General features: G+C 65.7%; 21 protein-coding genes. 18 read left to right on the forward strand and 3 right to left on the reverse strand.

Annotated features, from left to right (window positions below; all coding sequences use genetic code 11):
- Positions 1–333 precede the first annotated feature (333 nt).
- The 14 genes from rfbB (at position 334) to fabY (ending at position 18,098) form a co-directional block, all read left to right on the forward strand.
- Positions 334–1,392, forward strand: coding sequence for a dTDP-glucose 4,6-dehydratase (gene rfbB, locus VQ067_RS28235; RefSeq protein ID WP_003096179.1), 1,059 nt, complete (start codon positions 334–336; stop codon positions 1,390–1,392).
- Positions 1,389–2,297 carry a dTDP-4-dehydrorhamnose reductase gene (gene rfbD / locus VQ067_RS28240; protein ID WP_003110592.1) on the forward strand — a complete coding sequence of 303 codons (909 nt, stop codon included), beginning with the start codon at positions 1,389–1,391 and terminating at the stop codon, positions 2,295–2,297. Before rfbB ends, rfbD begins: the two co-directional genes overlap by 4 nt.
- Positions 2,294–3,175: a glucose-1-phosphate thymidylyltransferase RfbA gene (gene rfbA, locus VQ067_RS28245; protein WP_003096181.1), complete on the forward strand. Its 882-nt coding sequence runs from the start codon at positions 2,294–2,296 to the stop codon at positions 3,173–3,175. The genes rfbD and rfbA overlap by 4 nt, the downstream gene beginning before the upstream one ends.
- Positions 3,175–3,720, forward strand: a complete 546-nt coding sequence (gene rfbC / locus VQ067_RS28250; RefSeq protein WP_003105520.1) for a dTDP-4-dehydrorhamnose 3,5-epimerase — start codon at positions 3,175–3,177, stop codon at positions 3,718–3,720. Before rfbA ends, rfbC begins: the two co-directional genes overlap by 1 nt.
- Before the next feature lie 59 nt (positions 3,721–3,779).
- Positions 3,780–5,618, forward strand: a complete 1,839-nt coding sequence (gene dctB / locus VQ067_RS28255) for a two-component system sensor histidine kinase DctB (protein ID WP_003141891.1) — start codon at positions 3,780–3,782, stop codon at positions 5,616–5,618.
- Entirely contained in the window at positions 5,615–7,003 is a 1,389-nt protein-coding gene (gene dctD, locus VQ067_RS28260; protein WP_003096187.1) for a two-component system response regulator DctD, read from the forward strand. Before dctB ends, dctD begins: the two co-directional genes overlap by 4 nt.
- Positions 7,004–7,243: 240 nt before the next feature.
- Positions 7,244–8,239, forward strand: coding sequence for a C4-dicarboxylate TRAP substrate-binding protein DctP (dctP, locus tag VQ067_RS28265; RefSeq protein WP_003105525.1), 996 nt, complete (start codon positions 7,244–7,246; stop codon positions 8,237–8,239).
- A gap of 18 nt (positions 8,240–8,257) precedes the next feature.
- Entirely contained in the window at positions 8,258–8,890 is a 633-nt protein-coding gene (gene dctQ / locus VQ067_RS28270; protein WP_003096191.1) for a C4-dicarboxylate TRAP transporter small permease protein DctQ, read from the forward strand.
- Positions 8,887–10,170, forward strand: a complete 1,284-nt coding sequence (gene dctM, locus VQ067_RS28275; RefSeq protein WP_003096192.1) for a C4-dicarboxylate TRAP transporter large permease protein DctM — start codon at positions 8,887–8,889, stop codon at positions 10,168–10,170. Before dctQ ends, dctM begins: the two co-directional genes overlap by 4 nt.
- Before the next feature lie 798 nt (positions 10,171–10,968).
- Positions 10,969–12,417, forward strand: a complete 1,449-nt coding sequence (gene arcD / locus VQ067_RS28280) for an arginine-ornithine antiporter (protein WP_003141893.1) — start codon at positions 10,969–10,971, stop codon at positions 12,415–12,417.
- A gap of 21 nt (positions 12,418–12,438) precedes the next feature.
- Positions 12,439–13,695 (forward strand): arginine deiminase, encoded by a 1,257-nt coding sequence (gene arcA / locus VQ067_RS28285; protein WP_003111744.1) that lies wholly within the window; start codon positions 12,439–12,441, stop codon positions 13,693–13,695.
- Positions 13,696–13,774: 79 nt separating this feature from the next.
- Positions 13,775–14,785 carry an ornithine carbamoyltransferase gene (locus VQ067_RS28290; RefSeq protein ID WP_003096197.1) on the forward strand — a complete coding sequence of 337 codons (1,011 nt, stop codon included), beginning with the start codon at positions 13,775–13,777 and terminating at the stop codon, positions 14,783–14,785.
- A gap of 60 nt (positions 14,786–14,845) precedes the next feature.
- Positions 14,846–15,778 (forward strand): carbamate kinase, encoded by a 933-nt coding sequence (arcC, locus tag VQ067_RS28295; protein ID WP_003100033.1) that lies wholly within the window; start codon positions 14,846–14,848, stop codon positions 15,776–15,778.
- Between the two features lie 415 nt (positions 15,779–16,193).
- A complete protein-coding gene (fabY, locus tag VQ067_RS28300; RefSeq protein WP_003114068.1) occupies positions 16,194–18,098 on the forward strand; it encodes a beta-ketoacyl-ACP synthase FabY in 1,905 nt (634 codons plus the stop codon).
- Positions 18,099–18,147: 49 nt separating this feature from the next.
- On the opposite strand, the gene cysQ is transcribed toward fabY, so the two are convergent.
- Positions 18,148–18,969 (reverse strand): 3'(2'),5'-bisphosphate nucleotidase CysQ, encoded by an 822-nt coding sequence (gene cysQ, locus VQ067_RS28305; RefSeq protein WP_031686198.1) that lies wholly within the window; start codon positions 18,967–18,969, stop codon positions 18,148–18,150.
- Complete coding sequence (gene nudE, locus VQ067_RS28310) at positions 18,966–19,532, reverse strand: ADP compounds hydrolase NudE (protein WP_031686199.1); 567 nt, start codon at positions 19,530–19,532, stop codon at positions 18,966–18,968. The genes cysQ and nudE overlap by 4 nt, the downstream gene beginning before the upstream one ends.
- A gap of 125 nt (positions 19,533–19,657) precedes the next feature.
- Between nudE and yrfG the strand changes: the two genes are divergently transcribed.
- The gene (yrfG, locus tag VQ067_RS28315) at positions 19,658–20,323 is read left to right on the forward strand and encodes a GMP/IMP nucleotidase (protein ID WP_003135990.1); all 666 of its coding nucleotides are present in this window, start codon (positions 19,658–19,660) and stop codon (positions 20,321–20,323) included.
- A gap of 51 nt (positions 20,324–20,374) precedes the next feature.
- Here yrfG and lysM read toward each other — a convergent pair whose 3' ends face one another.
- A complete protein-coding gene (gene lysM, locus VQ067_RS28320) occupies positions 20,375–20,812 on the reverse strand; it encodes a peptidoglycan-binding protein LysM (RefSeq protein WP_003096210.1) in 438 nt (145 codons plus the stop codon).
- A 173-nt stretch (positions 20,813–20,985) separates the two neighbouring features.
- On the opposite strand from lysM, the gene VQ067_RS28325 reads away from it, so the two are divergent.
- Genes VQ067_RS28325 through VQ067_RS28335 form a run of 3 tightly spaced genes read left to right on the forward strand, consistent with a single transcriptional unit; the run spans position 20,986 to position 25,133 of the window.
- The gene (locus tag VQ067_RS28325) at positions 20,986–21,906 is read left to right on the forward strand and encodes a LysR family transcriptional regulator (protein ID WP_003096212.1); all 921 of its coding nucleotides are present in this window, start codon (positions 20,986–20,988) and stop codon (positions 21,904–21,906) included.
- A gap of 58 nt (positions 21,907–21,964) precedes the next feature.
- Positions 21,965–22,804 (forward strand): formate dehydrogenase accessory sulfurtransferase FdhD, encoded by an 840-nt coding sequence (gene fdhD / locus VQ067_RS28330; protein WP_033991286.1) that lies wholly within the window; start codon positions 21,965–21,967, stop codon positions 22,802–22,804.
- Between the two features lie 7 nt (positions 22,805–22,811).
- Positions 22,812–25,133, forward strand: coding sequence for an FdhF/YdeP family oxidoreductase (locus tag VQ067_RS28335; RefSeq protein WP_033937898.1), 2,322 nt, complete (start codon positions 22,812–22,814; stop codon positions 25,131–25,133).
- Positions 25,134–25,370: the final 237 nt, after the last annotated feature.

Consider the following 25,370-nt stretch of genomic DNA (forward strand, 5'->3'; position numbering starts at 1 on the left):
ATAAATCCATGGGGATATTTTTAGGGGTAGAAATAGGTAACCGAATGATAAAAAACATTATAAATCAAATAGTCACAACTATTTTCGACTCCTGGTGCCGAATCCCCGAAAAGCCCCGCCTCGCGCGGGGCTTTTTTGTTTTATCCTCCTACCTGCCGCCCGATGATGGCACTTCGCATAGAATGCCGGGTCAGATGCACCTACCAGATCTGGGGTTGGCAGGATCGCCATTTTTCCCGTACTAATCGTCGTCTTCACGATCGATTGGTACACCTTGGCGGGACGTGTCGAAGCAGCCCTACGGACAACCACTGCTTGAACAAGGTATGACTCATGACGATTCTCGTGACCGGCAGCGCCGGCTTCATCGGCGCCAATTTCGTGCTCGACTGGCTGGCCCTGCATGACGAGCCGGTGGTCAGCCTCGACAAGCTCACCTACGCCGGCAACCGGCAGAACCTCGCCAGCCTCGACGGCGACGCCCGGCACACCTTCGTCGCCGGCGATATCGGCGATAGCCAGCTGGTAGCCCGCCTGCTCGCCGAGCACCAGCCGCGGGCGATCCTCAACTTCGCCGCGGAATCTCATGTGGACCGCTCGATCCACGGCCCCGAGGACTTCATCCAGACCAACATCGTCGGCACCTTCCGCCTGCTGGAAGAAGTGCGCGCCTACTGGGGCGCGCTGGAGCCGGAAGCGAAGGCGGCATTCCGCTTCCTCCACGTCTCCACCGACGAAGTCTATGGCTCGCTGGCACCGAGCGATCCGGCCTTCACCGAGAACAACCGCTACGAGCCGAACAGTCCCTACTCGGCGTCCAAGGCGGCCTCCGACCACCTGGTGCGGGCCTATCACCACACCTACGGGCTGCCGGTGCTGACCACCAACTGCTCGAACAACTACGGCCCGTACCACTTCCCGGAAAAGCTCATCCCACTGGTGATCCACAACGCCCTGGCCGGCAAGCCGCTGCCGATCTACGGCGACGGCCAGCAGATCCGCGACTGGCTCTACGTCAAGGACCATTGCAGCGCCATCCGCCGGGTCCTCGAAGCCGGGCAACTGGGCGAGACCTACAATGTCGGCGGCTGGAACGAAAAGGCCAACCTCGACGTGGTCGAGACCCTCTGCGCCATCCTCGACCAGGAGCAGCCGCGCGCCGACGGCCGCAGCTATCGCGAGCAGATCACCTTCGTCAAGGATCGTCCGGGCCATGATCGCCGCTACGCCATCGATGCCACGCGCCTGGAGCGCGAGCTGGGCTGGAAGCCGGCGGAAACCTTCGAGACCGGCATCCGCAAGACCGTGCGCTGGTACCTGGACAACCAGGACTGGGTGGCCAACGTAACCAGCGGTGCCTACCGCGAGTGGGTGGGTAAGCAGTACGCATGAACCGGATCCTTCTCCTCGGCGCCAACGGCCAGGTCGGCTGGGAGCTGCAGCGCGCCCTGGCGCCGCTGGGCGAACTGCTGGTCTGTGACCGCCGGCGCGCCGATCTCGCCGACCCCGAAGGCCTGGCGCGACTGATTCGCGCCGAGCGGCCGCAGTTCATCGTCAACGCCGGCGCCTACACCGCGGTGGACAAGGCCGAGAGCGATGCCGACAACGCCCGCCTGATCAATGCCCGCGCCGTCGCGGTACTGGCCGAGGAGGCCGCGGCCTGCGGCGCCTGGCTGGTGCATTACTCCACCGACTACGTGTTCGACGGCGCGGGCAGCGCGCCTTTCGCCGAGGACGCGCCGACCGGCCCGCTGAGCGTCTACGGGCAGACCAAGCTGGAAGGCGAGCAGGCCATCCGCGCCAGCGGCTGCCGCCACCTGATCTTCCGCACCAGCTGGGTCTACGCCGCGCGCGGCGGGAACTTCGCCAAGACCATGCTGCGCCTGGCCGGGCAACGCGACGAACTCAAGGTCGTGGCCGACCAGTTCGGCGCGCCGACCAGCGCCGAGCTGATCGCCGACGTCACCGCCCAGGCCCTGCAGCGTCTGCGCTGGGATGCCGAGCTGGCAGCACGGGCCAGCGGCACCTACCACCTGGTCGCCAGCGGCGAGACGTCCTGGCACCTCTATGCGCGCTTCGTCATCGAACAGGCGCTGGAGCGGGGCTGGGAGTTGCAGGCGACGCCGCAGCGGGTCCTGCCGATTGCCACCGAGGATTACCCGGTGCCGGCGAAGCGCCCGGCCAATTCGCGCCTCGACAACCACAAGCTGCAACAGGTCTTCGGCCTGGTACTGCCCGACTGGCGCTACCATGCCGGACGCATGATCCAGGAACTGAGCGAGCAGGGACCACTATGAAACGCAAGGGCATCATCCTCGCCGGAGGCTCGGGCACCCGCCTGCACCCGGCAACGCTGGCCATCTCCAAGCAGCTGCTGCCGGTGTACGACAAGCCGATGATCTACTACCCGCTCAGTACCCTGATGCTGGCGGGCATCCGCGAGATACTGATCATCTCGACCCCACAGGACACCCCACGCTTCCAGCAGTTGCTGGGCGACGGTTCGAACTGGGGCCTGGACCTGCAATATGCCGTGCAACCGTCGCCGGACGGCCTGGCCCAGGCCTTCCTGATCGGCGAGTCGTTCATCGGCAACGACCTCAGCGCGCTGGTCCTGGGCGACAACCTCTATTACGGCCACGACTTCCACGAGTTGCTCGGCAGCGCTTCGCAGCGCCAGACCGGCGCCAGCGTCTTCGCCTACCACGTGCTGGACCCGGAGCGCTACGGCGTGGTCGAGTTCGACCAGGGCGGCAAGGCCATCAGCCTGGAAGAGAAGCCACTGAAGCCGAAGTCGAACTACGCGGTCACCGGCCTGTATTTCTACGACCAGCAGGTGGTGGACATCGCCAGGGACCTGAAGCCTTCACCGCGCGGCGAGCTGGAGATCACCGACGTCAACCGCGCCTACCTGGAGCGCGGCCAGCTCAGCGTGGAGATCATGGGCCGCGGCTACGCCTGGCTGGATACCGGCACCCACGATTCGCTGCTCGAGGCCGGCCAGTTCATCGCCACCCTGGAGAACCGCCAGGGACTCAAGGTGGCCTGCCCGGAAGAGATCGCCTACCGGCAGAAGTGGATCGACGCCGCGCAACTGGAAAAACTCGCCGCGCCGCTGGCCAAGAACGGCTACGGCCAATACCTCAAGCGCCTGCTGACCGAGACCGTGTACTGATGAAAGCGACCCGCCTGGCAATCCCCGACGTCATCCTCTTCGAACCCCGGGTGTTCGGCGACGATCGCGGATTCTTCTTCGAAAGCTACAACCAGCGCGCCTTCGAGGAGGCCTGCGGTCATCCGGTCAGCTTCGTCCAGGACAACCATTCGCGTTCCGCCCGTGGCGTCCTCCGCGGCCTGCACTACCAGATCCGGCAAGCCCAGGGAAAACTGGTGCGCGCCACCCTCGGCGAGGTATTCGACGTGGCCGTCGACCTGCGTCGCGGCTCGCCGACCTTCGGCCACTGGGTAGGCGAACGCCTGAGCGCGGAGAACAAGCGCCAGATGTGGATTCCGGCCGGCTTCGCGCACGGCTTCGTGGTGCTCAGCGAATACGCCGAGTTCCTCTACAAGACCACCGACTTCTGGGCGCCGGAACACGAACGCTGCATCGTCTGGAACGATCCCGAGCTGAAGATCGACTGGCCGCTGCAGGATGCCCCCCTGCTTTCGGAGAAGGACCGCCAGGGCAAGGCATTCGCCGACGCCGACTGCTTCCCCTGAACGGCAGGGAGCGACCGGACTCGGCGCAAGGCGTGATAATTTAGGGCATCCCGTCCGGGATGCCCCGGATACTCGCAGCCACGGCAGGTTCGTTCGTCTTGAAAGCCTATTTCCATCGCTGGCGCTCGCTGGTCATCCTCGCCCTGCTTCTCGCGCCGCTGCTCTGGCCCCTGCAATATTTCGCCGAGCGCTACTACAGCGAGCAGTTGGCCGAGCAGAACCGCCAGACGCTCGACCTCTACGTCGCCAACCTGCTCGGCACGCTGCGCCGCTACGAAGAACTGCCGCAGATCCTCGGCGGCCTGCCGGTGCTGCGCCAGGCCCTGCAACAACCTGGCGACCCGCTGCTGCAGAAGATCGCCAACGAGGCGCTGGCCGACATCCGCCGACGCACCGGCGCCGACGTGATCTACCTGCTGCAACCGGACGGCACCACCCAGGTCGCCTCCAACTGGGCCCAGGCGGACAGTTTCGTCCACCGCAACTTCGCCTTCCGCCCCTATTATCGCGAGGCCATGCAGGGCCGCCTGGCGCGCTTCTTCGGCCTGGGCACCACCTCGATCAAGCGCGGCTACTACTTCGCCAGTGCGGTGAAGGAAGGCTCGCGGATCATCGGCGTGCTGGTGGTGAAGGTCGATCTCGAACACATCGAACGGCTCTGGGGCAATTCCCCGGAGCAACTGCTGGTGATAGACAACTACGGCGTGGTGATCCTCTCCTCGCGCGAGGATTGGCGCTTCCATGCCAGTCGGCCGCTGAGCGCGGCGGAGCGCGACGAGATCCACGCCAACATCCCCTACCCGGTGCAGGACCCGAAGCCCCTGCGCCTGCAACAGAGCGCCTGGCTCAGCCAGAGCCGGACGCTGCCGGAAACCGGCTGGACGGTGAGCATCTACGCCCCCCGCACCCTCATCGAACGGCCGGTGCGCAGCGTCCTGCTGATCGGCGGCGCGACCCTGCTCGCCCTGCTCCTGCTGCTTACCCTGCTGACCCTCAGCCGCCGTCACTACTTGGACCGCATCGCTCTCGAGGCCGAGGCCAAGCGCCAGTTGGAAGAGCGCGTACTGGAACGCACCCGCGAGCTGGAGAACGCCAACGCGCAGTTGCAGCAGGAAGTCCACGAACGCGAGCAGGCCCAGCGCGAGCTGATGCGCGCCCAGGACGAAGTGGTCCAGGCCGGCAAGCTCACGGCCCTCGGCACCATGTCGGCGAGCATCAGCCACGAACTCAACCAGCCGCTGGCGGCGATCCGCAGCTACGCCGACAACGCCCGGGTGCTGCTCGACCACCAGCGCACCGAGGACGCCCGCGGCAATCTCGAGCAGATCAGCGACCTCACCACCCGCATGGCCTCGATCATCGCCCACCTCAAGGCCTATGCCCGCGGTGCGCGCCGGGCGCCGGAGAACGTGCAGTTGCAGCCGGCGATCGAGGACGCCCTGTCGATGCTCGCCAGTCGGCGGCGGGCGATGAACGTCGAACTGCTGCGCGACGTGCCGGACGCCCCGCTGTGGGTCCAGGCCGGCGAGACCCGCTTGCGGCAGATCCTCGGCAACCTGCTCACCAATGCCCTCGACGCGCTCGCCGAGAAAGCTCCGCCGCGGCGCCTGTGGGTGATCGCCAGCCAGGACCAGCACGGCGTGATCCTGACCCTGCGCGACAACGGCCCGGGGTTTTCCGAGGACGCCCTGGCCCACGCCCACGAACCCTTCTTCACCACCAAGACCACCGCCAAAGGGCTCGGCCTCGGCCTGGCCATCTGCGATAACCTATTGCGCGCCCTCGGCGGCCGCCTGGAAATGGGCAACCATCTCGAAGGCGGCGCCGTGGTGCGCCTGCACTTGCTGCCGGGAGTTCCCGGCGTCGCCGCCATGCCCCAGGAGGAAACCCGCGCATGAGTCCCTTCGCGCCATTCGATGCCCAGACCCAGGTCCTGCTGATCGACGACGATCCGCACCTGCGCCAGGCCCTGCGCCAGACGCTCGACCTCGCCGGGCTCAAGGTCGCGACCCTGGACGACGCGCGCCAGCTGGATACCGCGCAGTGCAAGGACTGGCCCGGGGTGGTGGTCAGCGACATCCGCATGCCCGGCATCGATGGCATGGAACTGCTCCGCCAATTGCACGAACAGGACGCCGACCTGCCGGTGATCCTGATCACCGGCCACGGCGACGTGCCGCTGGCGGTCCAGGCCATGCGCGGCGGCGCCTATGACTTCCTGGAAAAGCCCTTCCCCAGCGACGCCCTGCTCGACAGCGTGCGCCGCGCCCTGGAGGTGCGCCGGCTGGTCCTGGAGAACCGCACCCTGCGCCTGGCCCTGGCCGAACGCCACGAACTGCATGGGCGCCTGATCGGACGCTCGGCCGGCATGCAGCGCCTGCGCGAGCAGGTCGGCTCGCTGGCGGCGATCCAGGCCGACGTGCTGGTCCTTGGCGAAACCGGCGCCGGCAAGGAGGTGGTCGCGCGGGCCCTGCATGACCTGTCGAGCCGGCGCGACGGACCGTTCGTCGCGATCAACGCCGGCGCTCTCGCCGAATCGGTGGTGGAGAGCGAACTGTTCGGCCACGAGGCCGGCGCCTTCACCGGCGCGCAGAAGCGCCGCATCGGCAAGTTCGAGTACGCCAATGGCGGCACCCTGTTCCTCGACGAGATCGAGAGCATGAGCCTGGACGTGCAGGTCAAGCTGTTGCGCCTGCTGCAGGAACGGGTAGTCGAGCGGCTCGGCTCCAACCAGCTGATCCCGCTGGATATCCGCATCATCGCGGCAACCAAGGAAGACCTGCGCCAGGCCGCCGACCAGGGCCGCTTCCGCGCCGACCTCTATTACCGCCTCAACGTCGCCAGCTTGCGCATCCCACCGCTGCGCGAGCGCGGCGAGGACATCCCGCTGCTGTTCCGCCATTTCGCCGAAGCCGGCGCCATGCGCCATGGCCTGACGCCACGCGAACTGGACGCCGGCCAGTCGGCGCGGCTGCTGGCCTACGACTGGCCGGGCAACGTGCGCGAATTGCAGAACGCCGCCGAGCGCTTCGCCCTGGGCCTCGGCCTGAGCCTGGACGACGGAGTCCTGCCCGACGCCGCCGACGAGCCGCACAACCTCAGCGCCAAGGTCGAGGCCTTCGAACGCTCGCTGATCGCCGCCGAGCTGGAACGCCCGCACAATTCGCTGCGCAGCGTCGCCGAGGCCCTCGGTATCCCGCGCAAGACCCTGCACGACAAGCTGCGCAAGCACGGCCTGCCGTTCAACACGCCTGGCGAGAATCCGCCAGATGATGGCGAATGAATGGCGGAATACCGCCAGCCGTTCGCCATTCGCGCCCGCAGCATCTCCCCTGCACGCCCTTGCCCGACTGGCACAGGGCTTGCTCACTGCTTCCCGAGCGTTCCAACAAGCAGAAGACCAGGCGCTTTTCCGATTCACGCAGCATCTGCCGCTGCGCTGCCTAGACTTCCCTTGTTCGGCCACGCCGAGAGGACATCTGTCCTCTTCATAAAAGACAGACAAGAACAAAGAGGAAGTCTCATGCTCAAGCACACCGCGAAGGCGCTCGTCTGCGCACTTTCCCTGACCGTCGCCGGAATCGTCCAGGCGGCCGACCCGATCGTCATCAAGTTCTCCCACGTCGTCGCCGAGCACACGCCCAAGGGCCAGGGCGCGCTGCTGTTCAAGAAACTGGTGGAGGAACGCCTGCCGGGCAAGGTCAAGGTGGAGGTCTACCCGAACTCGTCGCTGTTCGGCGACGGCAAGGAAATGGAGGCCCTGCTGCTGGGCGACGTGCAGATCATCGCGCCGTCGCTGGCCAAGTTCGAGCAGTACACCAAGAAACTGCAGATCTTCGACCTGCCGTTCCTGTTCGACAACATCCAGGCGGTCGACCGCTTCCAGCAGAGCCCGCAGGGCAAGGAGTTGCTGACCTCGATGCAGGACAAGGGCATCACCGGCCTCGGCTACTGGCACAACGGGATGAAGCAACTGTCCGCCAACAAGCCCCTGCGCGAGCCGAAGGACGCCCGCGGCCTGAAGTTCCGCGTGCAGGCCTCCAAGGTGCTCGAGGAACAGTTCAAGGCGGTGCGCGCCAACCCGCGCAAGATGAGCTTCGCCGAGGTCTACCAGGGCCTGCAGACCGGCGTGGTCAACGGTACCGAGAACCCCTGGTCGAACATCTACTCGCAGAAGATGCACGAAGTGCAGAAGTACATCACCGAATCCGACCACGGCGTGCTGGACTACATGGTGATCACCAACACCAAGTTCTGGAACGGCCTGCCGGAAGACGTGCGCGGCGTTCTGGCCAAGACCATGGACGAGGTGACCGTGGAGGTGAACAAGCAGGCCGAGGCGCTCAACCAGGGCGACAAGCAGCGCATCGTCGAGGCCAAGACCAGCGAGATCATCGAACTCACTCCCGAACAGCGGGCCGAATGGCGCAAGGCCATGCAGCCGGTGTGGAAGAAGTTCGAAGGTGAGATCGGCGCCGACCTGATCAAGGCCGCCGAAGCCGCCAACCAGGCTCAATAAGAAGAAGAGGGAAAGCCCATGCACGCGCTCGCGCGCGTCTGGGCGCGCCTGGAGGAAGGCCTGATCGCCTTCCTCCTCGCCGCCATGACGCTGGTTACCTTCGTTTATGTAGTCCTCAATAACCTCTACACGCTGTTCTACGATCTCGCCGACCTCTGGGAGGGCGGCAACGAGACGCTGCTCGCCATCGGCGACGCCATCCTCAGCCTGGCCCAGGAGATGACCTGGAGCAACGCCCTGACCAAGGCCCTGTTCGCCTGGCTGATCTTCCTCGGCATCGCCTACGGCGTACGCACCGCCGGGCACCTCGGCGTGGACGTGCTGGTGAAGCTGGCTTCGCGGCCGGTACAGCGGGTCCTCGGCGTGATCGCCTGCCTGGCCTGCCTCGGCTACGCCGGCCTGCTCTGCGTGGCCAGCTACGACTGGGTGAAGACCCTGTTCATCGCCGGCATCGGCGCCGAGGACCTCGACCACTTCGGCATCCGCCAATGGCACATCGGCCTGATCGTGCCGGTCGGTTTCGCCCTGGTGTTCATCCGTTTCGCCGAGATCCTCGTGCGCATCCTGCGCAACCGTCAGACCGGCCTGGGCCTGGCCGACGAGGCCGCCGACGCGCTGAAGCTGACCGAGCACGAGGAGCCGAAAGCATGACCATCCTGTTCCTCTTCCTGCTGCTGTTCCTGCTGATGTTCATCGGCGTGCCGATCGCCGTCTCCCTGGGGCTCTCCGGTGCGCTGACGATCCTCCTGTTCAGCCCGGACTCGGTACGCTCGCTGGCGATCAAGCTGTTCGAGACCTCCGAGCACTACACCCTGCTGGCGATCCCGTTCTTCCTGCTCTCCGGCGCGTTCATGACCACCGGCGGGGTGGCGCGGCGCCTGATCGACTTCGCCAACGCCTGCGTCGGGCATATTCGCGGCGGCCTTGCGATCGCCGCGGTGCTCGCCTGCATGCTCTTCGCCGCGCTGTCCGGTTCCTCGCCGGCGACGGTGGCGGCGGTCGGCTCGATCGCCATCGCCGGCATGGTCCGTTCGGGCTACCCACAGGCGTTCGGCGCCGGGATCGTCTGCAACGCCGGCACCCTGGGCATCCTCATCCCACCGTCGATCGTCATGGTGGTCTATGCCGCGGCGACCGAAACCTCGGTCGGCAAGCTGTTCATGGCCGGCGTGGTCCCCGGACTATTGCTGGGCCTGATCCTGATGGTGGTGATCTACATCGTCGCCCGGGTCAAGAAGCTGCCAGCCATGCCGAGAGTCAGCCTTCGCGAATGGATCGCCAGCGCGCGCAAGGCGCTCTGGGGCCTGCTGCTGATGGTGATCATTCTCGGCGGCATCTATTCGGGCGCCTTCACCCCAACCGAGGCTGCCGCCGTCGCGGCCGTGTACTCGGCGTTCGTGGCGCTGTTCGTGTACAAGGACATGCGCCTGAAAGAGTGCCCGAAGGTGCTGCTGGAGTCCGGCAAGCTGACCATCATGCTGATGTTCATCATCGCCAACGCCATGCTCTTCGCCCATGTGCTGACCACCGAGCAGATTCCGCAGAGTATCGCCGCCTGGGTCACCGACCTCGGGCTGTCGCCGTGGATGTTCCTGCTGGTGGTGAACATCGTGCTGCTGATCGCCGGCAACTTCATGGAGCCCTCGGCGATCATCCTGATCCTGGCACCGATCTTCTTCCCCATCGCCATGGAGCTGGGTATCGATCCGATCCACCTCGGCATCATCATGGTGGTGAACATGGAGATCGGCCTGATCACCCCGCCGGTCGGCCTCAACCTGTTCGTCACCTCGGCGGTCACCGGCATGCCGCTGGGCGCGACCATCCGCGCGGCGCTGCCGTGGCTGATGATCCTGCTGGTGTTCCTGATCATCGTGACCTACATCCCGGCGGTATCCATGGCATTGCCGAACTGGCTGGGGATGAGCTGACGGAACGGTAACGACGGCGGAAAACCCCGCCCTGCGCTCGGGCCTTCGGCAAAAATCCGCTCATGCCGCAGGCCCGTGTCCCGCAGTTGACGGGCCGGGCCACCTGTCGATGGCTGGCACGCCGCTTGCTCAATCGCTCGCAGTGCCCCTGGCACCGGCTTTCGGTTCGCCCGGCGAACCGCGCCCTTCGGCCACGAACCGGATGGCGGCCCCTTCCCCCTGTGCCGACGTGCGCCAGCACGCGCGGCGGGTGGGCGGCGATCCCGTCCCCCCAGCGGTCTTCATACCCTGAAGCCCAAATGAAGAAGCCCGGCGAACGCCGGGCTTCTTCATTTCTGTCCTTGTGCTTTTTCGTTCTTTGATGAGAGCGGAAAATTATTTTTACTTATAAATAAAAAAGCACCTACACCGAAATACTGAAACACTTCTCTGGCAAACCGTGGCGGTTTTTCGGCGGACCGCCAACAAGCTGGCGAGCCCCCCTCCAAAAGTCAGAATACCGTCTCGCGAAATTCATTGATCGGCATCAACGATCCGGCTTGATCCGCGGCTTATAGCCCGATTTCGAGCAATTTCAAGCTTTCCCCGTAGCGGATGGCAAGACTTCCCTTATCACATGAAAAAACCGCCCGATTGCGGGCAGGTCTTAGATTCCTCTTCTATCTTTGGCACTCGCGACTTACAGGAATGCGTCATCTAATTACTTTGAGTAGGAAGCTATTGACGTGGATCAGCATTCAACAATAGCCGCTGCCGCCTAATGGCTTCACTCTCAATTCCTATAGGGAGATTCCGAAAATGTCCCAAGAATCCAGCCAAAAACTCCGACTAGGAGCGCTAACGGCTCTGGTTGTCGGCTCGATGATCGGAGGGGGCATCTTCTCCCTTCCGCAAAACATGGCAGCCAGCGCCGACGTCGGCGCCGTCCTGATCGGATGGGCGATCACCGCCGTCGGCATGCTCACCCTCGCTTTCGTCTTCCAGACCCTCGCCAACCGCAAGCCCGAACTCGACGGCGGCGTGTACGCCTACGCCAAGGCCGGCTTCGGCGACTACATGGGTTTCTCCTCGGCCTGGGGCTACTGGATCAGCGCCTGGCTGGGCAACGTCGGCTACTTCGTCCTGTTGTTCAGCACCCTCGGCTACTTCTTCCCGATCTTCGGCAAGGGCGACACCGTCGCCGCGATCGTCTGCGCCTCGGTCCTGCTCTGGGCCCTGCACTTCCTGGTGCTGCGCGGGATCAAGGAAGCGGCGTTCATCAACACCGTCACCACCGTGGCCAAGATCGTGCCGCTGTTCCTGTTCATCCTGATCTGCCTGTTCGCCTTCAAGCTGGACATCTTCACCGCCGACATCTGGGGCAAGAGCAACCCGGACCTGGGCAGCGTGATGAACCAGGTGCGCAACATGATGCTGGTCACCGTCTGGGTGTTCATCGGCATCGAGGGCGCGAGCATCTTCTCCTCCCGCGCGGAAAAACGTTCCGACGTCGGCAAGGCCACCGTGATCGGCTTCATCACCGTCCTGCTCCTGCTGGTGCTGGTCAACGTGCTGTCCATGGGCGTGATGACCCAGCCGGAACTGGCCAAGCTGCAGAACCCGTCGATGGCGCTGGTACTCGAGCATGTGGTCGGCCACTGGGGCGCCGTGCTGATCAGCGTCGGCCTGCTGATCTCGCTGCTGGGCGCGCTGCTCTCCTGGGTGCTGCTGTGCGCCGAGATCATGTTCGCCGCGGCCAAGGACCACACCATGCCGGAGTTCCTGCGCCGCGAGAACGCCAACCAGGTGCCGGCCAACGCCCTGTGGCTGACCAACATCTGCGTACAGGTGTTCCTGGTGGTGGTGTTCTTCACCTCGGGCGACCCGGACGGCATGGACCCGTACACCAAGATGCTGCTCCTGGCCACCTCGATGATCCTGATCCCGTACTTCTGGTCCGCCGCCTATGGCCTGCTGCTGACCCTGAAGGGCGAGACCTACGAGAACGATGCCCGCGAACGCAGCAAGGACCTGGTCATCGCCGGCATCGCTGTGGTCTACGCGGTCTGGCTGCTCTACGCCGGTGGCCTGAAGTACCTGCTGCTGTCCGCCCTGCTGTATGCGCCCGGCGCGATCCTCTTCGCCAAGGCCAAGCACGAGGTCGGCCAGCCGATCTTCACCGGAATCGAAAAACTGATCTTCGCCGCAGTCGTCATTGGCGCCCTGGTGGCTGCCTACGGCCTCTACGACGGTTTCCTCACCCTCTGATTACTCCACTGGAGACGTGAAATGAGCACGGAAAAAACCAAACTTGGCGTCCACTCCGAAGCCGGCAAACTGCGCAAAGTGATGGTCTGCTCGCCCGGACTCGCCCACCAGCGCCTGACCCCTAGCAACTGCGACGAGTTGCTGTTCGACGACGTGATCTGGGTGAACCAGGCCAAGCGCGACCACTTCGACTTCGTCACCAAGATGCGCGAGCGCGGCATCGACGTCCTCGAGATGCACAACCTGCTGACCGAGACCATCCAGAACCCGGAAGCGCTGAAGTGGATCCTCGATCGCAAGATCACCGCCGACAGCGTCGGCCTGGGCCTGACCAGCGAGCTGCGCTCCTGGCTGGAGAGCCTGGAGCCGCGCAAGCTGGCCGAGTACCTGATCGGCGGCGTCGCCGCTGACGACCTGCCCGCCAGCGAAGGCGCCAACATCCTCAAGATGTACCGCGAGTACCTGGGCCATTCCAGCTTCCTGCTGCCGCCGTTGCCGAACACCCAGTTCACCCGCGACACCACTTGCTGGATCTACGGCGGCGTGACCCTGAACCCGATGTACTGGCCGGCGCGACGACAGGAAACCCTGCTGACCACCGCCATCTACAAGTTCCACCCCGAGTTCGCCAACGCCGAGTTCGAGATCTGGTACGGCGACCCGGACAAGGACCACGGCTCCTCGACCCTGGAAGGCGGCGACGTGATGCCGATCGGCAACGGCGTGGTCCTGATCGGCATGGGCGAGCGCTCCTCGCGCCAGGCCATCGGTCAGGTCGCCCAGTCGCTGTTCGCCAAGGGCGCCGCCGAGCGGGTGATCGTCGCCGGCCTGCCGAAGTCCCGCGCCGCGATGCACCTGGACACCGTGTTCAGCTTCTGCGACCGCGACCTGGTCACGGTCTTCCCGGAAGTGGTCAAGGAAATCGTGCCCTTCAGCCTGCGCCCCGATCCGAGCAGCCCCTACGGCATGAACATCCGCCGCGAGGAGAAAACCTTCCTCGAAGTGGTCGCCGAATCCCTCGGCCTGAAGAAACTGCGCGTGGTCGAGACCGGCGGCAACAGCTTCGCCGCCGAGCGCGAGCAATGGGACGACGGTAACAACGTGGTCTGCCTGGAGCCGGGCGTGGTGGTCGGCTACGACCGCAACACCTACACCAACACCCTGCTGCGCAAGGCCGGCGTCGAGGTCATCACCATCAGCGCCAGCGAACTGGGTCGCGGTCGCGGCGGCGGCCACTGCATGACCTGCCCGATCGTCCGCGACCCGATCGACTACTGACAGACAACCCTCTCTCGAGCTGAACGGCGGCGTCCCCAGGAGGGGCGCCGCCCACCGACTTCCCACAAGGAGATCAATCATGGCTTTCAACATGCACAACCGTAACCTGCTCAGCCTGATGCACCACAGCACCCGCGAGCTGCGTTACCTGCTCGACCTGTCCCGCGACCTCAAGCGCGCCAAGTACACCGGCACCGAGCAGCAGCACCTGCAACGCAAGAACATCGCCCTGATCTTCGAGAAGACCTCCACCCGCACCCGCTGCGCCTTCGAGGTGGCCGCCTACGACCAGGGCGCCAACGTCACCTACATCGACCCGAACTCCTCGCAGATCGGCCACAAGGAGAGCATGAAGGACACCGCGCGGGTCCTCGGCCGGATGTACGACGCCATCGAGTACCGCGGCTTCAAGCAGGAAATCGTCGAGGAACTCGCGAAGTTCGCCGGCGTTCCGGTGTTCAACGGCCTGACCGACGAATACCACCCGACCCAGATGCTCGCCGACGTGCTGACCATGCGCGAGCACAGCGACAAGCCGCTGCACGACATCAGCTACGCCTACCTGGGCGACGCGCGCAACAACATGGGCAACTCCCTGCTGCTGATCGGCGCCAAGCTCGGCATGGACGTACGCATCGCCGCACCGAAGGCGCTCTGGCCGCACGACGAGTTCGTCGCCCAGTGCAAGAAATTCGCCGAGGAAAGCGGCGCCAAGCTGACCCTCACCGAGGATCCGAAGGAAGCCGTGAAGGGCGTGGACTTCGTCCACACCGACGTCTGGGTGTCGATGGGCGAGCCGGTGGAAGCCTGGGGCGAGCGGATCAAGGAACTGCTGCCCTACCAGGTCAACATGGAGATCATGAAGGCCACCGGCAACCCGCGGGCCAAGTTCATGCACTGCCTGCCGGCGTTCCACAACAGCGAGACCAAGGTCGGCAAGCAGATCGCCGAGCAGTATCCGAACCTGGCCAACGGCATCGAGGTGACCGAGGACGTCTTCGAGTCGCCCTACAACATCGCCTTCGAGCAGGCCGAGAACCGCATGCATACCATCAAGGCGATCCTCGTCTCGACCCTCGCCGACATCTGACCGCGCTCCTGCGCCCCGGCCCACGCGGCCGGGCGCAGCCGCCTTCCGGAGGTAACCGATATGCGTATCGTCGTCGCATTGGGCGGTAATGCCCTGCTACGCCGTGGCGAACCCATGACCGCGGACAACCAGCGGGAAAACGTGCGGATCGCCGCCGAACAGATCGCCAAGGTGGCGCCCGGCAACGAGCTGGTGATCGCCCACGGCAACGGCCCCCAGGTCGGCCTGCTGGCCCTCCAGGGTGCCGCCTACGACAAGGTCTCGCCCTACCCGCTGGACGTCCTCGGCGCGGAAACCGAGGGCATGATCGGCTACATGATCGAACAGGAAATGGGCAACCTGCTGCCGTTCGAAGTGCCGTTCGCCACCATCCTCACCCAGGTCGAGGTGGACGGTAAGGATCCGGCGTTCCAGAACCCGACCAAGCCGATCGGCCCGGTCTACTCCAGGGAAGAAGCCGAGCGCCTGGCCGCCGAGAAGGGCTGGAGCATCGCCCCGGACGGCGACAAGTTCCGCCGCGTGGTGCCCAGCCCGCGGCCGAAGCGGATCTTCGAGATCCGCCCGGTGAAGTGGCTGCTGGAGAAAGGCACCATCGTCATCTGCGCTGGCGGCGGCGGTATCCCGACCATGTACGACGAGGCCGGGAAGAAGCTCAGCGGCGTCGAGGCGGTGATCGACAAGGACCTCTGCTCCTCGCTGCTGGCCCAGGAGCTGGTGGCCGACATCCTGATCATCGCCACCGACGTCGACGCGGCCTACGTCGACTGGGGCAAGCCGACCCAGAAGGCCATCGCCCAGGCCCACCCGGACGAACTGGAGCGCCTCGGCTTCGCCGCCGGCTCCATGGGTCCGAAGGTCCAGGCCGCCATCGAGTTCGCCCGCGCCACCGGCAAGGACGCGGTGATCGGTTCGCTCGCGGACATCGTCGCAATCACCGAGGGCAAGGCGGGAACACGGGTCAGCACGCGCAAGGCGGGCATCGAGTACCGCTGATACACCACCCACAGGGCCGCTTCGCGGCCCTTCTTCATTCTCCTCTGCCGGCATCGGGCGAAAGGTGGATAGCGCCACGCCTCTGCGCGCGGACTTTCAAGCAAGTCCCGCAACACTCGCCTACGCCCCACCTCTGCCAACAGCCCGGCCATGGGCGTCAATCCCCCCACGGCAGACCGCCAGCACTTGTGGAAAGCCCACGCAACGCGGTATTCAGTAGGAAAATACGTGACTCGATAGTCATGATTCACGTCAGCATAGTCACCCTGATCATTTCAACGGCCACTGGCTCGTGCCCGGGTCCGTGAAGCTCGCCTCGCCGACGGGAAAGGCCGCCATCGCCGCCACGCGCTTCCCGCTCCGGACCAGGCAGCAGCCCGGCACGCGAACGACTATTCGAAGGAGTTTCTGAGTGATGTCTCGACTACCGGTCATTGTTGGTTTCGGTGGCTACAACGCAGCAGGCCGTAGTTCCTTCCACCACGGCTTCCGTCGCATGGTCATCGAATCGATGGACCCGCAGGCGCGCCAGGAAACCCTAGCCGGCCTGGCGGTCATGATGAAACTGGTCAAGGCCGAAGGCGGCCGCTACCTGGCCGAAGACGGCACGCCGCTGTCCCCGGAGGACATCGAGCGGCGCTACGCCGAACGCATCTTCGCCTCTACCCTGGTGCGACGCATCGAACCGCAGTACCTCGACCCGGATGCAGTCCACTGGCACAAGGTCCTCGAGCTGTCCCCTGCCGAAGGCCAGGCGCTGACCTTCAAGGCCTCGCCCAAGCAACTGCCCGAGCCGCTGCCGGCCAACTGGTCGATCGCTCCCGCGGAGGACGGCGAGGTGCTGGTGAGCATCCACGAGCGCTGCGAGTTCAAGGTGGACAGCTACCGTGCGCTGACGGTGAAGTCCGCCGGCCAGTTGCCCACCGGTTTCGAACCGGGCGAGCTGTACAACTCGCGCTTCCACCCGCGAGGCCTGCAGATGTCGGTGGTCGCCGCGACCGACGCGATCCGCTCCACCGGCATCGACTGGAAGACCATCGTCGACAACGTCCAGCCCGACGAGATCGCGGTATTCTCCGGCAGCATCATGAGCCAGCTCGACGACAACGGTTTCGGCGGCCTGATGCAATCCCGCCTGAAGGGCCACCGGGTCTCGGCCAAGCAACTGCCGCTGGGCTTCAACAGCATGCCCACCGATTTCATCAATGCCTACGTGCTCGGCAGCGTCGGCATGACCGGCAGCATCACAGGCGCCTGCGCCACCTTCCTCTACAACCTGCAGAAGGGTATCGACGTCATCACCAGCGGCCAGGCCCGGGTGGTCATCGTCGGCAACAGCGAGGCGCCGATCCTGCCGGAGTGCATCGAGGGCTACAGTGCCATGGGCGCGCTGGCCACCGAAGAAGGCCTGCGCCTGATCGAAGGCCGCGACGACGTGGACTTCCGCCGCGCCAGCCGGCCGTTCGGCGAGAACTGCGGCTTCACCCTGGCCGAGTCCAGCCAGTACGTAGTGCTGATGGACGACGAACTGGCCCTGCGTCTGGGCGCGGATATCCACGGCGCGGTAACCGACGTGTTCATCAACGCCGACGGTTTCAAGAAGTCCATCTCCGCCCCCGGCCCGGGCAACTACCTGACGGTAGCCAAGGCGGTGGCCAGCGCGGTGCAGATCGTCGGCCTGGACACCGTGCGCCACGCCAGCTTCGTCCACGCCCACGGCTCCAGCACGCCGGCCAACCGGGTCACCGAATCGGAAATCCTCGACCGCGTGGCCAGCGCCTTCGGCATCGACGGCTGGCCGGTCACCGCGGTGAAGGCCTACGTCGGCCACTCCCTGGCCACCGCCAGCGCCGACCAGCTGATCTCCGCCCTAGGCACGTTCAAGTACGGCATCCTCCCTGGGATCAAGACCATCGACAAGGTCGCCGACGACGTCCACCAGCAGCGCCTGAGCATCTCCAATCGCGACATGCGCCAGGACAAGCCGCTGGAGGTATGCTTCATCAACTCCAAGGGCTTCGGCGGCAACAACGCCAGCGGCGTGGTGCTGTCGCCGCGAATCGCCGAGAAGATGCTGCGCAAGCGCCATGGCCAAGCGGCCTTCGCCGCCTACGTCGAGAAGCGCGAGCAGACCCGCGCCGCCGCCCGCGCCTACGACCAGCGCGCGCTGCAGGGCGACCTGGAGATCATCTACAACTTCGGCCAGGACCTGATCGACGAGCACGCCATCGAGGTCAGCGCCGAACAGGTGACGGTGCCCGGCTTCAGCCAGCCGCTGGTATACAAGAAGGACGCGCGTTTCAGCGACATGCTCGACTGAGCGCCGCCACAACGGCAAAGGCCCGGCTAGAAGACCGGGCCTTTTCGTTTCAGTGCAGCGCGCGCGCCAGTTGGATCAGTTCGCTGCGCCACTCGGCAGCGCGCGGCAGGGCCAGGAAGGAGCCGTTGAGGTAGTCCTCGCGCGGCTCGTAGGTGAATGGCGCGCCATGCAGGTCGAGCACCTCGCCGCCGGCGCCTTCCAGCACACCCTGGGCGGCGGCCGTGTCCCATTGCGAGGTTGGCGTCAGGCGCGGATAGCAGTCGGCAGCGCCCTCGGCCAGCAGGCAGAACTTCAGCGAACTGCCGATGCTGGCTCGCCGCAGGTCGCCGAAGCGCTCGCTCAAGCCATCCAGCAGGCGCTCCTGGGCCGGGCTGCCGTGGCGCTTGCTGGCCACCACGGTGAAGGCCTCCTCGGGCTCCAGGCGCACACTGATCGGTTGCGCGCCGCCATCGGCCTCCTCGCGCCAGGCACCAAGACCGGCGCCACCGTAGTAGCAGCGGCCGCTCACCGGCACGCCGACCAGGCCGAACAGCACCCGGCCATCCTCGACCAGGGCCACGTTGACGGTGAACTCCTCGCTACCGGAGATGAACTCCTTGGTGCCGTCCAGCGGGTCCACCAGCCACCAGCGCCGCCAGTGGCCGCGCTCGCTCAGCGGTATCTCGCAATCCTCTTCGGAAAGCACCGGAATGTCCGGCGCCAGCGCCCGCAATCCCGCCTCCAATATATGGTGCGCGGCCAGGTCGGCGGCAGTCACCGGCGATTCGTCGGCCTTCGAGCGCACCGCCACGTTGGCGCGCCAGTGCGGCAGGATCGCCTCGCCGGCGCGCCGCACCAACGCCACCAATTCGCCCCAAGGCACCGGCCTCATGCCTGGTACTCGCCGCGCTGGCTGAGCAGGTCGCGCACCAGGTACAGCGCGGCCAGGGCGCGGCCTTCGCTGAACTGGGCGTGCTGGGCCAGGCTCGAGAGTTCGCGCAGGCTGATGCGATCGACGCCCATCGGCTCCGGCTCGTCGCCCGGCAGGCGCTCCTCGTAGAGATCGCGCGCCAGCACCACCTGGATGCGCTGGCTCATGTAGCCCGGCGACAGCGACAGTTCGGTGATGTGCTCCAGTTGCCGGGCCCCGTAGCCCGCTTCCTCCTTGAGTTCGCGGTTGGCCGCCGCGAGGATGTCCTCGCCCGGCTCGACCAGGCCCTTGGGCAGCGACAACTGGTATTCGTCGACCCCGGCGCAATATTCCTCCACCAGCACCGCGTGCTCGGCATCGAGCATGGCCACCACCATCACCGCACCGTAGCCCTGGCCCTTGCCGACCAGACGCTCGTAGGTGCGCTCGACGCCATTGCTGAAGCGCAGTTGCAACTCCTCGACAGCGAACAGTCGGCTCTTCGCGACGATCTCGCTGGCGAGTACGGTGGGTTTCTGACGCATGTGGATAACTCCTTGGCGAAGCCGGCGGGTTATCATACCCCGGCTTTTCCGATTATCCCTGTCGGAGATTGATGGGAAGCGACAGATTTCCGCATCGATCGCGACGAACCGCGACAAGAGCCGCCATGCCCACCCTGCCCTGGTCCGCCATCGACACCGTGCTGCTCGACATGGACGGCACCCTGCTCGACCTGCACTTCGACAACCACTTCTGGCTGGAACACCTGCCCCAGCGCTATGCCGAACGCAACGGCCTGAGTCGCGCCGAAGCCGATGCCGTGCTCGAGCCGCTGTTCCGCGAACACGCTGGCCAGCTCAACTGGTACTGCCTGGATTTCTGGAGCCGGGAGCTGGACCTGTCGATCCGCGAACTCAAGCACGAGGTGGCGCACCTGATCTCGCTGCGTCCGCACGCCGATACCTTCCTCGCCGCCCTGCGCCAGGCCGGCAAGCGCGTGGCGCTGATCACCAACGCGCACCGCGACTCGCTGTCGCTGAAGCTGGAACGGATCGAACTGGCGCCCTATTTCGACCGACTGATCAGCTCCCACGACTACGGCTACCCGAAGGAGGACGCGCGCTTCTGGAGCGCCCTGCAAGCCGATTTCGGCTTCGACCCGCAGCGCAGCCTGTTCATCGACGACAGCCTGCCGATCCTGCGCAGCGCCCGCGCCTATGGTGTCGCCCACCTGTTGGCGGTACGCCACCCGGACAGCCGTGGCCAGGTCCGGGACACCGAGGAGTTCGCTGCCCAGGAGGACTACCGGCGGCTGCTCGAAGGACTGCCGTAGCCGCGGAAACGAAAACCCCGCCACGCGGGCGGGGTTGGCGAAACGCCGGGATCACTCGGGAATGCGCAGGACCTGGCCGGGGTAGATCTTGTCCGGATGGCTGAGCATCGGCTTGTTGGCCTCGAAGATCTTCATGTAGGCGTTGGCATTGCCGTATTCGGCCTTGGCGATGGCGCTCAGGGTGTCGCCTTTCTTCACGGTGACGAAGCGCGCCTCCGGAGCGGCCTGGGCCACGGTGATCTTGTCTTCCACCGAGGAGACGCCGGCGACGTTGCCCAGCGCCAGCAGGATCTTCTCTTTCTCCTCCTGGCTGGCCACCTCGCCCGAGGCGATGACCTTGTCGCCTTCCACCGAAACCTGGATGTTCGGGTTGCCCAGGCCGACCTTGGCGACGTGCTCCTTCAGCGACTCGGCCGCCTGTGCCTCATGCCCCGTCAGCGTATCCCACAGCTTTTCACCGGCTTCCTTCACGAACGCGAAAATACCCATCTTTGGTTCTCCCTTTACGGTTACGGTTGCAAGCGGCCGGCGCAATCCCGATCCGCGACTAGCCAAGTCTAGACTGCAAAAACCGGCGAAATATCCCTAGCCTCCTTCGCCACCCCATAACACTGCGCCCATTCGCGTTAAGATTCGGCGACACCCCCGCCACGGAAGCGCCGATGGACATCAAGCAACTGAAATTCCTCTGCGCCCTCGACGAAACCCGCCACTTCGGCCAGGCCGCCGCACGCTGCCACGTCACCCAGCCGACCCTGTCCATGCGCCTGCGCAGCCTGGAGGAAGAACTCGGCCTGGAACTGGTGCGACGCAGCCAGCGCTTCGAAGGCTTCACCGAGGCCGGCGAGCGCGTACTGGCCTGGGCACGTAGCCTGCTGGCGGCCCAGGAAGGGCTGTACGCGGAAGCCGCCGCCTGCCGCGGGCAACTGGTCGGGACCCTGCGCCTGGGTGTGGTGCCGCTGGCCAGCTTCGACCCGATGCGCCTGGTCCAGCACATGGCCGGGCGCCACCCGGAGTTGCGTTTCCAGCTCTATTCCCTGAGTTCGGAACAGGTACTCGAAGGCCTGGCGCGCAACCAGTTCGATCTCGGCGTCTCTTATCTGGACCGTCTGGACCGCAGCCATTTCGAGGGCATCGAACTGGCGGAGACCCGCATGGGCCTGCTCCATCACCCCAGCCATTTCCCGCTCGACGCCGCGCTGCTGAACTGGGATGCGCTGGCTGGCCTGCCGCTGGGCCTGCTCTCGGCGGGCATGCACTTCCGCCAATCCATCGACCACAACTTCCGCAGCCGCGGGCTGAGCCCCATCGCGCGCCTGGAAACCGACTCGGTGCAGCAACTGCTGCAGGCGGTGCAGCGTGGCTTGTGCTGCGCGATCATGCCGTTGGGCAGCGAAGTCGACGACGAGTTGCGCCTGGTCCCCATCGAGGACGCCCATACCCTGGCAGCGCTCGGCCTGATCATTCGCAGCGGACAGCCGCGCTCGGCGCTGGCCGAAGCCTGCTTCGAGGAGGCCCGGACCTGGCTGGCGCCCGCCGGCTTGATAGACCCTGTCGATCAGGGTATCGGCACAACCGATTAGACGCCGCTCCGCGACAGGCCTAGGCTGGCTCCACACCTAGAACGATAGGGCCCAGCCCATGCCTTGCCAGCCTGCATGCCCGGTATCCGCCGATACCTGGGCGCCTTCCGCCGTTCCCGACGTTTACCGCTACGCCGACCTGCACCTGCCGCAGCAGATCGGCCAGGCCTCCCTTGCCGCCGAGTGTGCCCTGGCGATCAGTTACAACGGACTGAACCAGGCGGTGATGATGGCCTCGCCCGAGGACATCGAGGATTTCGTCCGCGGCTTCAGCCTCAGCAGTGGCTTCGTACAGGCCATCGACGAAATCTATGAAATCCGCGTCAGCGGCCAGGGCGAATCCCTCCACGCCGAGGTCGAGATCAGCAGCCGCGCATTCTGGAACCTCAAGCGCCAGCGCCGGCAACTGGCCGGCACGTCAGGCTGCGGCCTGTGCGGCGTCGAAGCCCTGGAGCAGGCGCTGCCGCAACTGCCGGAGCGGTCGTCGCAGGCGCTGCCTCCCGCCGTCCATCTCGGCGCCCTGCGCCAGCGTATCGAGCAGGCCCAGCGACTGGCGCGCCATAGCGGCGCCCTGCATGCCGCGCTGTATTTCGACGAGCATGGCGAGCTGCGCCTGTGTCGCGAGGACATCGGCCGCCACAACGCCCTCGACAAGCTGATCGGCGCCCTGCATGGACAGGGACTGGATGCTGCGCAGGGCTTCGCCGTGGTCACCAGCCGCTGCAGCCTGGAGCTTATCCACAAGGCCGTACGCGCCGGGATCGGCACCCTGGTCAGCCTCTCCGCGCCAACCGCCCTGACCGTGCAATGGGCGCGCCGCCACCAACTGAACCTGATCCACCAGCCCCATCACAGTGCCCCGCGGGTCTACAGCCCGGCGCCGGCCGCAACCGAGTGAGTCCGTCATGAGCCTGCAACCTCTCCAACCCCGCTACAAGCCCTACGCCGGTGCCGCCGCCGGCTGGGGCGCGCTGCGCAGCGTGGCGCACTTCTGGCTGGACAGCAAACAGCCGTTCAAGAACCTCCGCGCCCTGCTCAAGACCAACCAGAACGGCGGTTTCGACTGCCCCGGCTGCGCCTGGGGCGACTCGCCGGAAGACGGCCGGGTGAAGTTCTGCGAGAACGGTGCCAAGGCAGTCAACTGGGAAGCCACCAAGCGCCGCGTCGACACGGCGTTCTTCGCCCGTTACAGCGTCAGCGCCCTGCGCGAACAGAGCGACTACTGGCTGGAATACCAGGGCCGCCTCACCGGACCGATGCGCTACGACCCGCTCAGCGACCACTACCAGCCGATCACCTGGGACGCCGCCTTCGCCCTGGTCGCCGAGCACCTGCGACGCCTGGATAGCCCCGACCAGGCGGAGTTCTATACCTCTGGGCGGGCCAGCAACGAGGCGGCCTACCTCTACCAGTTGTTCGTCCGCGCGTTCGGCACCAACAACTTCCCCGACTGCTCGAACATGTGCCACGAGGCCAGCGGCGTGGCACTGGGCCGCAGCGTCGGGGTCGGCAAGGGCAGCGTGACCTTCGACGACTTCGAACACGCCGACGCGATCTTCATCCTTGGGCAGAACCCCGGCACCAACCACCCGCGCATGCTCGAGCCGCTGCGCGAAGCAGTGAAGCGCGGCGCCCAGGTGGTCTGCTTCAACCCTCTCAAGGAGCGCGGCCTGGAGCGCTTCCAGCATCCGCAGAATGCGCTGGAAATGCTGACCAACGGCTCCTCGCCGCTGAACACCGCGTTCTTCCGTCCGGCACTGGGCGGCGACATGGCGGCGATCCGCGGGATCGCCAAGTTCCTCCTCGCCTGGGAGCGCGACGCCCAGGCCGAGGGCGGCGAGCCGGTATTCGACCACGCCTTCATCGCCGAGCACACCGACGGCCTCGAGGCCTACCTGGCCGAACTGGATGCCACCCCCTGGGAACACCTGGAGCGCCAGTCCGGGCTGAGCCTGGCGGAAATCGAGCAGGCTGCGCGGATGTACCGGCGGGCGAACAGGGTCATCGTCTGCTGGGCGATGGGCATCACCCAGCACCATCATTCGGTGGCGATCATCCAGGAAATCGTCAACCTGCAACTCCTGCGCGGCAACCTGGGCCGCCCGGGCGCCGGTCTCTGCCCGGTCCGCGGCCACAGCAACGTGCAGGGCGACCGCACCATGGGCATCAACGAGCGGCCGCCGGCGGCGCTGCTCGACGCACTGGAACGGCGCTTCGGCTTCGAAGTGCCACGCCACAACGGGCACAACGCCGTCGAGGCGATCGCCGCGATGCTCGCCGGCAAGTCGAAGGTCTTCATCGGCCTGGGCGGCAATTTCGCCCAGGCCACCCCGGACAGTCTGCGCACCCACGCCGCCCTGGCGTCATGCGACCTGACCGTGCACATCAGCACCAAGCTCAACCGCAGCCACCTGACCACCGGCCGCGACGCACTGATCCTGCCCTGCCTGGGGCGCACCGACATCGACCGCCAGGCCGAAGGCCCGCAGGCGGTCACGGTGGAAGACTCGTTCAGCATGATCCACGCGTCCTACGGGCAACTGGAGCCGCTCTCGCAGCAGATGCGTTCGGAGCCGGCGATCATCGCCGGCATCGCCAAGGCAACCCTGGGCAACCATCCGGTGGACTGGGACGCGCTGATCGCCAACTACGAGCGCATCCGCGAGCTGATCGCCGACACCATCCCCGGTTTCGCCGACTTCAACCGCCGCGTCCGGCATCCCGGCGGCTTCTACCTCGGCAACGCCGCCGGCGAACGGCGCTGGAACACCGCCAGCGGCAAGGCCAACTTCGTCGCCAACCCGCTGCCCCGCGACCTGTTGCCGGCACAGGTACGCGACAGCGGCCTCGAACCCGACCTGATCCTGCAGACCCTGCGCTCCCATGACCAGTACAACACCACCATCTACGGCCTGGACGATCGCTATCGCGGAGTGAAGGGCCAGCGCGAAGTGGTATTCGCCAACGAGGCGGATATCCGCCGCCTGGGCTACCAGCCGGGCGACAAGGTCGACCTGGTCTCGCTGTGGAGCGATGGCATCGAACGCCGGGTACGCCGCTTCACCCTGCTCGCCTTCGACATCCCGGCCGGCCAGGCAGCCGCCTACTACCCGGAAACCAATCCCCTGGTGCCGCTGGAGAGCGTCGGCGTCGGCAGCCATACGCCGACTTCGAAGTTCATCGCGGTACGCCTGGAAAAGGCCACGGGCGACGGGCGCATTATCTGAAGCCCACGAAAAACGCCGCCTCCTGCAACAGGAGGCGGCGTCTTAAGGAAAAAGTCGATGAAAGGCCTTGAAGGCAGGCCGCTCGTCGGCGTTAGAATGGCCAGCATCCCGCCAGCAAAAATACCGATTTCGACCCTGAAATCGCGTTTCGCATTCGGTTTAAGACCGCCTCCGCCGAAGAAAGTTCCCCATAAAAAACAAGCACTTGGAATATTTCGAGTTTGTTCTACCAATCGT

Origin of the sequence: Pseudomonas sp. KBN12P06040 (assembly GCF_037574965.1) — a bacterium.
GTDB classification, from domain to species: domain Bacteria; phylum Pseudomonadota; class Gammaproteobacteria; order Pseudomonadales; family Pseudomonadaceae; genus Pseudomonas; species Pseudomonas aeruginosa.

Excerpts from the sequence above, each read along its gene's own strand:
- rfbB (WP_003096179.1), top strand. The coding sequence starts at position 334 with ATGACGATTCTCGTGACCGGCAGCGCCGGCTTCATCGGCGCCAATTTC.
- rfbD (WP_003110592.1), top strand. The coding sequence starts at position 1,389 with ATGAACCGGATCCTTCTCCTCGGCGCCAACGGCCAGGTCGGCTGGGAG.
- rfbA (WP_003096181.1), top strand. The coding sequence starts at position 2,294 with ATGAAACGCAAGGGCATCATCCTCGCCGGAGGCTCGGGCACCCGCCTG.
- rfbC (WP_003105520.1), top strand. The coding sequence starts at position 3,175 with ATGAAAGCGACCCGCCTGGCAATCCCCGACGTCATCCTCTTCGAACCC.
- dctB (WP_003141891.1), top strand. The coding sequence starts at position 3,780 with ATGCCCCGGATACTCGCAGCCACGGCAGGTTCGTTCGTCTTGAAAGCC.
- dctD (WP_003096187.1), top strand. The coding sequence starts at position 5,615 with ATGAGTCCCTTCGCGCCATTCGATGCCCAGACCCAGGTCCTGCTGATC.
- dctP (WP_003105525.1), top strand. The coding sequence starts at position 7,244 with ATGCTCAAGCACACCGCGAAGGCGCTCGTCTGCGCACTTTCCCTGACC.
- dctQ (WP_003096191.1), top strand. The coding sequence starts at position 8,258 with ATGCACGCGCTCGCGCGCGTCTGGGCGCGCCTGGAGGAAGGCCTGATC.
- dctM (WP_003096192.1), top strand. The coding sequence starts at position 8,887 with ATGACCATCCTGTTCCTCTTCCTGCTGCTGTTCCTGCTGATGTTCATC.
- arcD (WP_003141893.1), top strand. The coding sequence starts at position 10,969 with ATGTCCCAAGAATCCAGCCAAAAACTCCGACTAGGAGCGCTAACGGCT.
- arcA (WP_003111744.1), top strand. The coding sequence starts at position 12,439 with ATGAGCACGGAAAAAACCAAACTTGGCGTCCACTCCGAAGCCGGCAAA.
- VQ067_RS28290 (WP_003096197.1), top strand. The coding sequence starts at position 13,775 with ATGGCTTTCAACATGCACAACCGTAACCTGCTCAGCCTGATGCACCAC.
- arcC (WP_003100033.1), top strand. The coding sequence starts at position 14,846 with ATGCGTATCGTCGTCGCATTGGGCGGTAATGCCCTGCTACGCCGTGGC.
- fabY (WP_003114068.1), top strand. The coding sequence starts at position 16,194 with ATGTCTCGACTACCGGTCATTGTTGGTTTCGGTGGCTACAACGCAGCA.
- cysQ (WP_031686198.1), bottom strand. The coding sequence starts at position 18,969 with ATGAGGCCGGTGCCTTGGGGCGAATTGGTGGCGTTGGTGCGGCGCGCC.
- nudE (WP_031686199.1), bottom strand. The coding sequence starts at position 19,532 with ATGCGTCAGAAACCCACCGTACTCGCCAGCGAGATCGTCGCGAAGAGC.
- yrfG (WP_003135990.1), top strand. The coding sequence starts at position 19,658 with ATGCCCACCCTGCCCTGGTCCGCCATCGACACCGTGCTGCTCGACATG.
- lysM (WP_003096210.1), bottom strand. The coding sequence starts at position 20,812 with ATGGGTATTTTCGCGTTCGTGAAGGAAGCCGGTGAAAAGCTGTGGGAT.
- VQ067_RS28325 (WP_003096212.1), top strand. The coding sequence starts at position 20,986 with ATGGACATCAAGCAACTGAAATTCCTCTGCGCCCTCGACGAAACCCGC.
- fdhD (WP_033991286.1), top strand. The coding sequence starts at position 21,965 with ATGCCTTGCCAGCCTGCATGCCCGGTATCCGCCGATACCTGGGCGCCT.
- VQ067_RS28335 (WP_033937898.1), top strand. The coding sequence starts at position 22,812 with ATGAGCCTGCAACCTCTCCAACCCCGCTACAAGCCCTACGCCGGTGCC.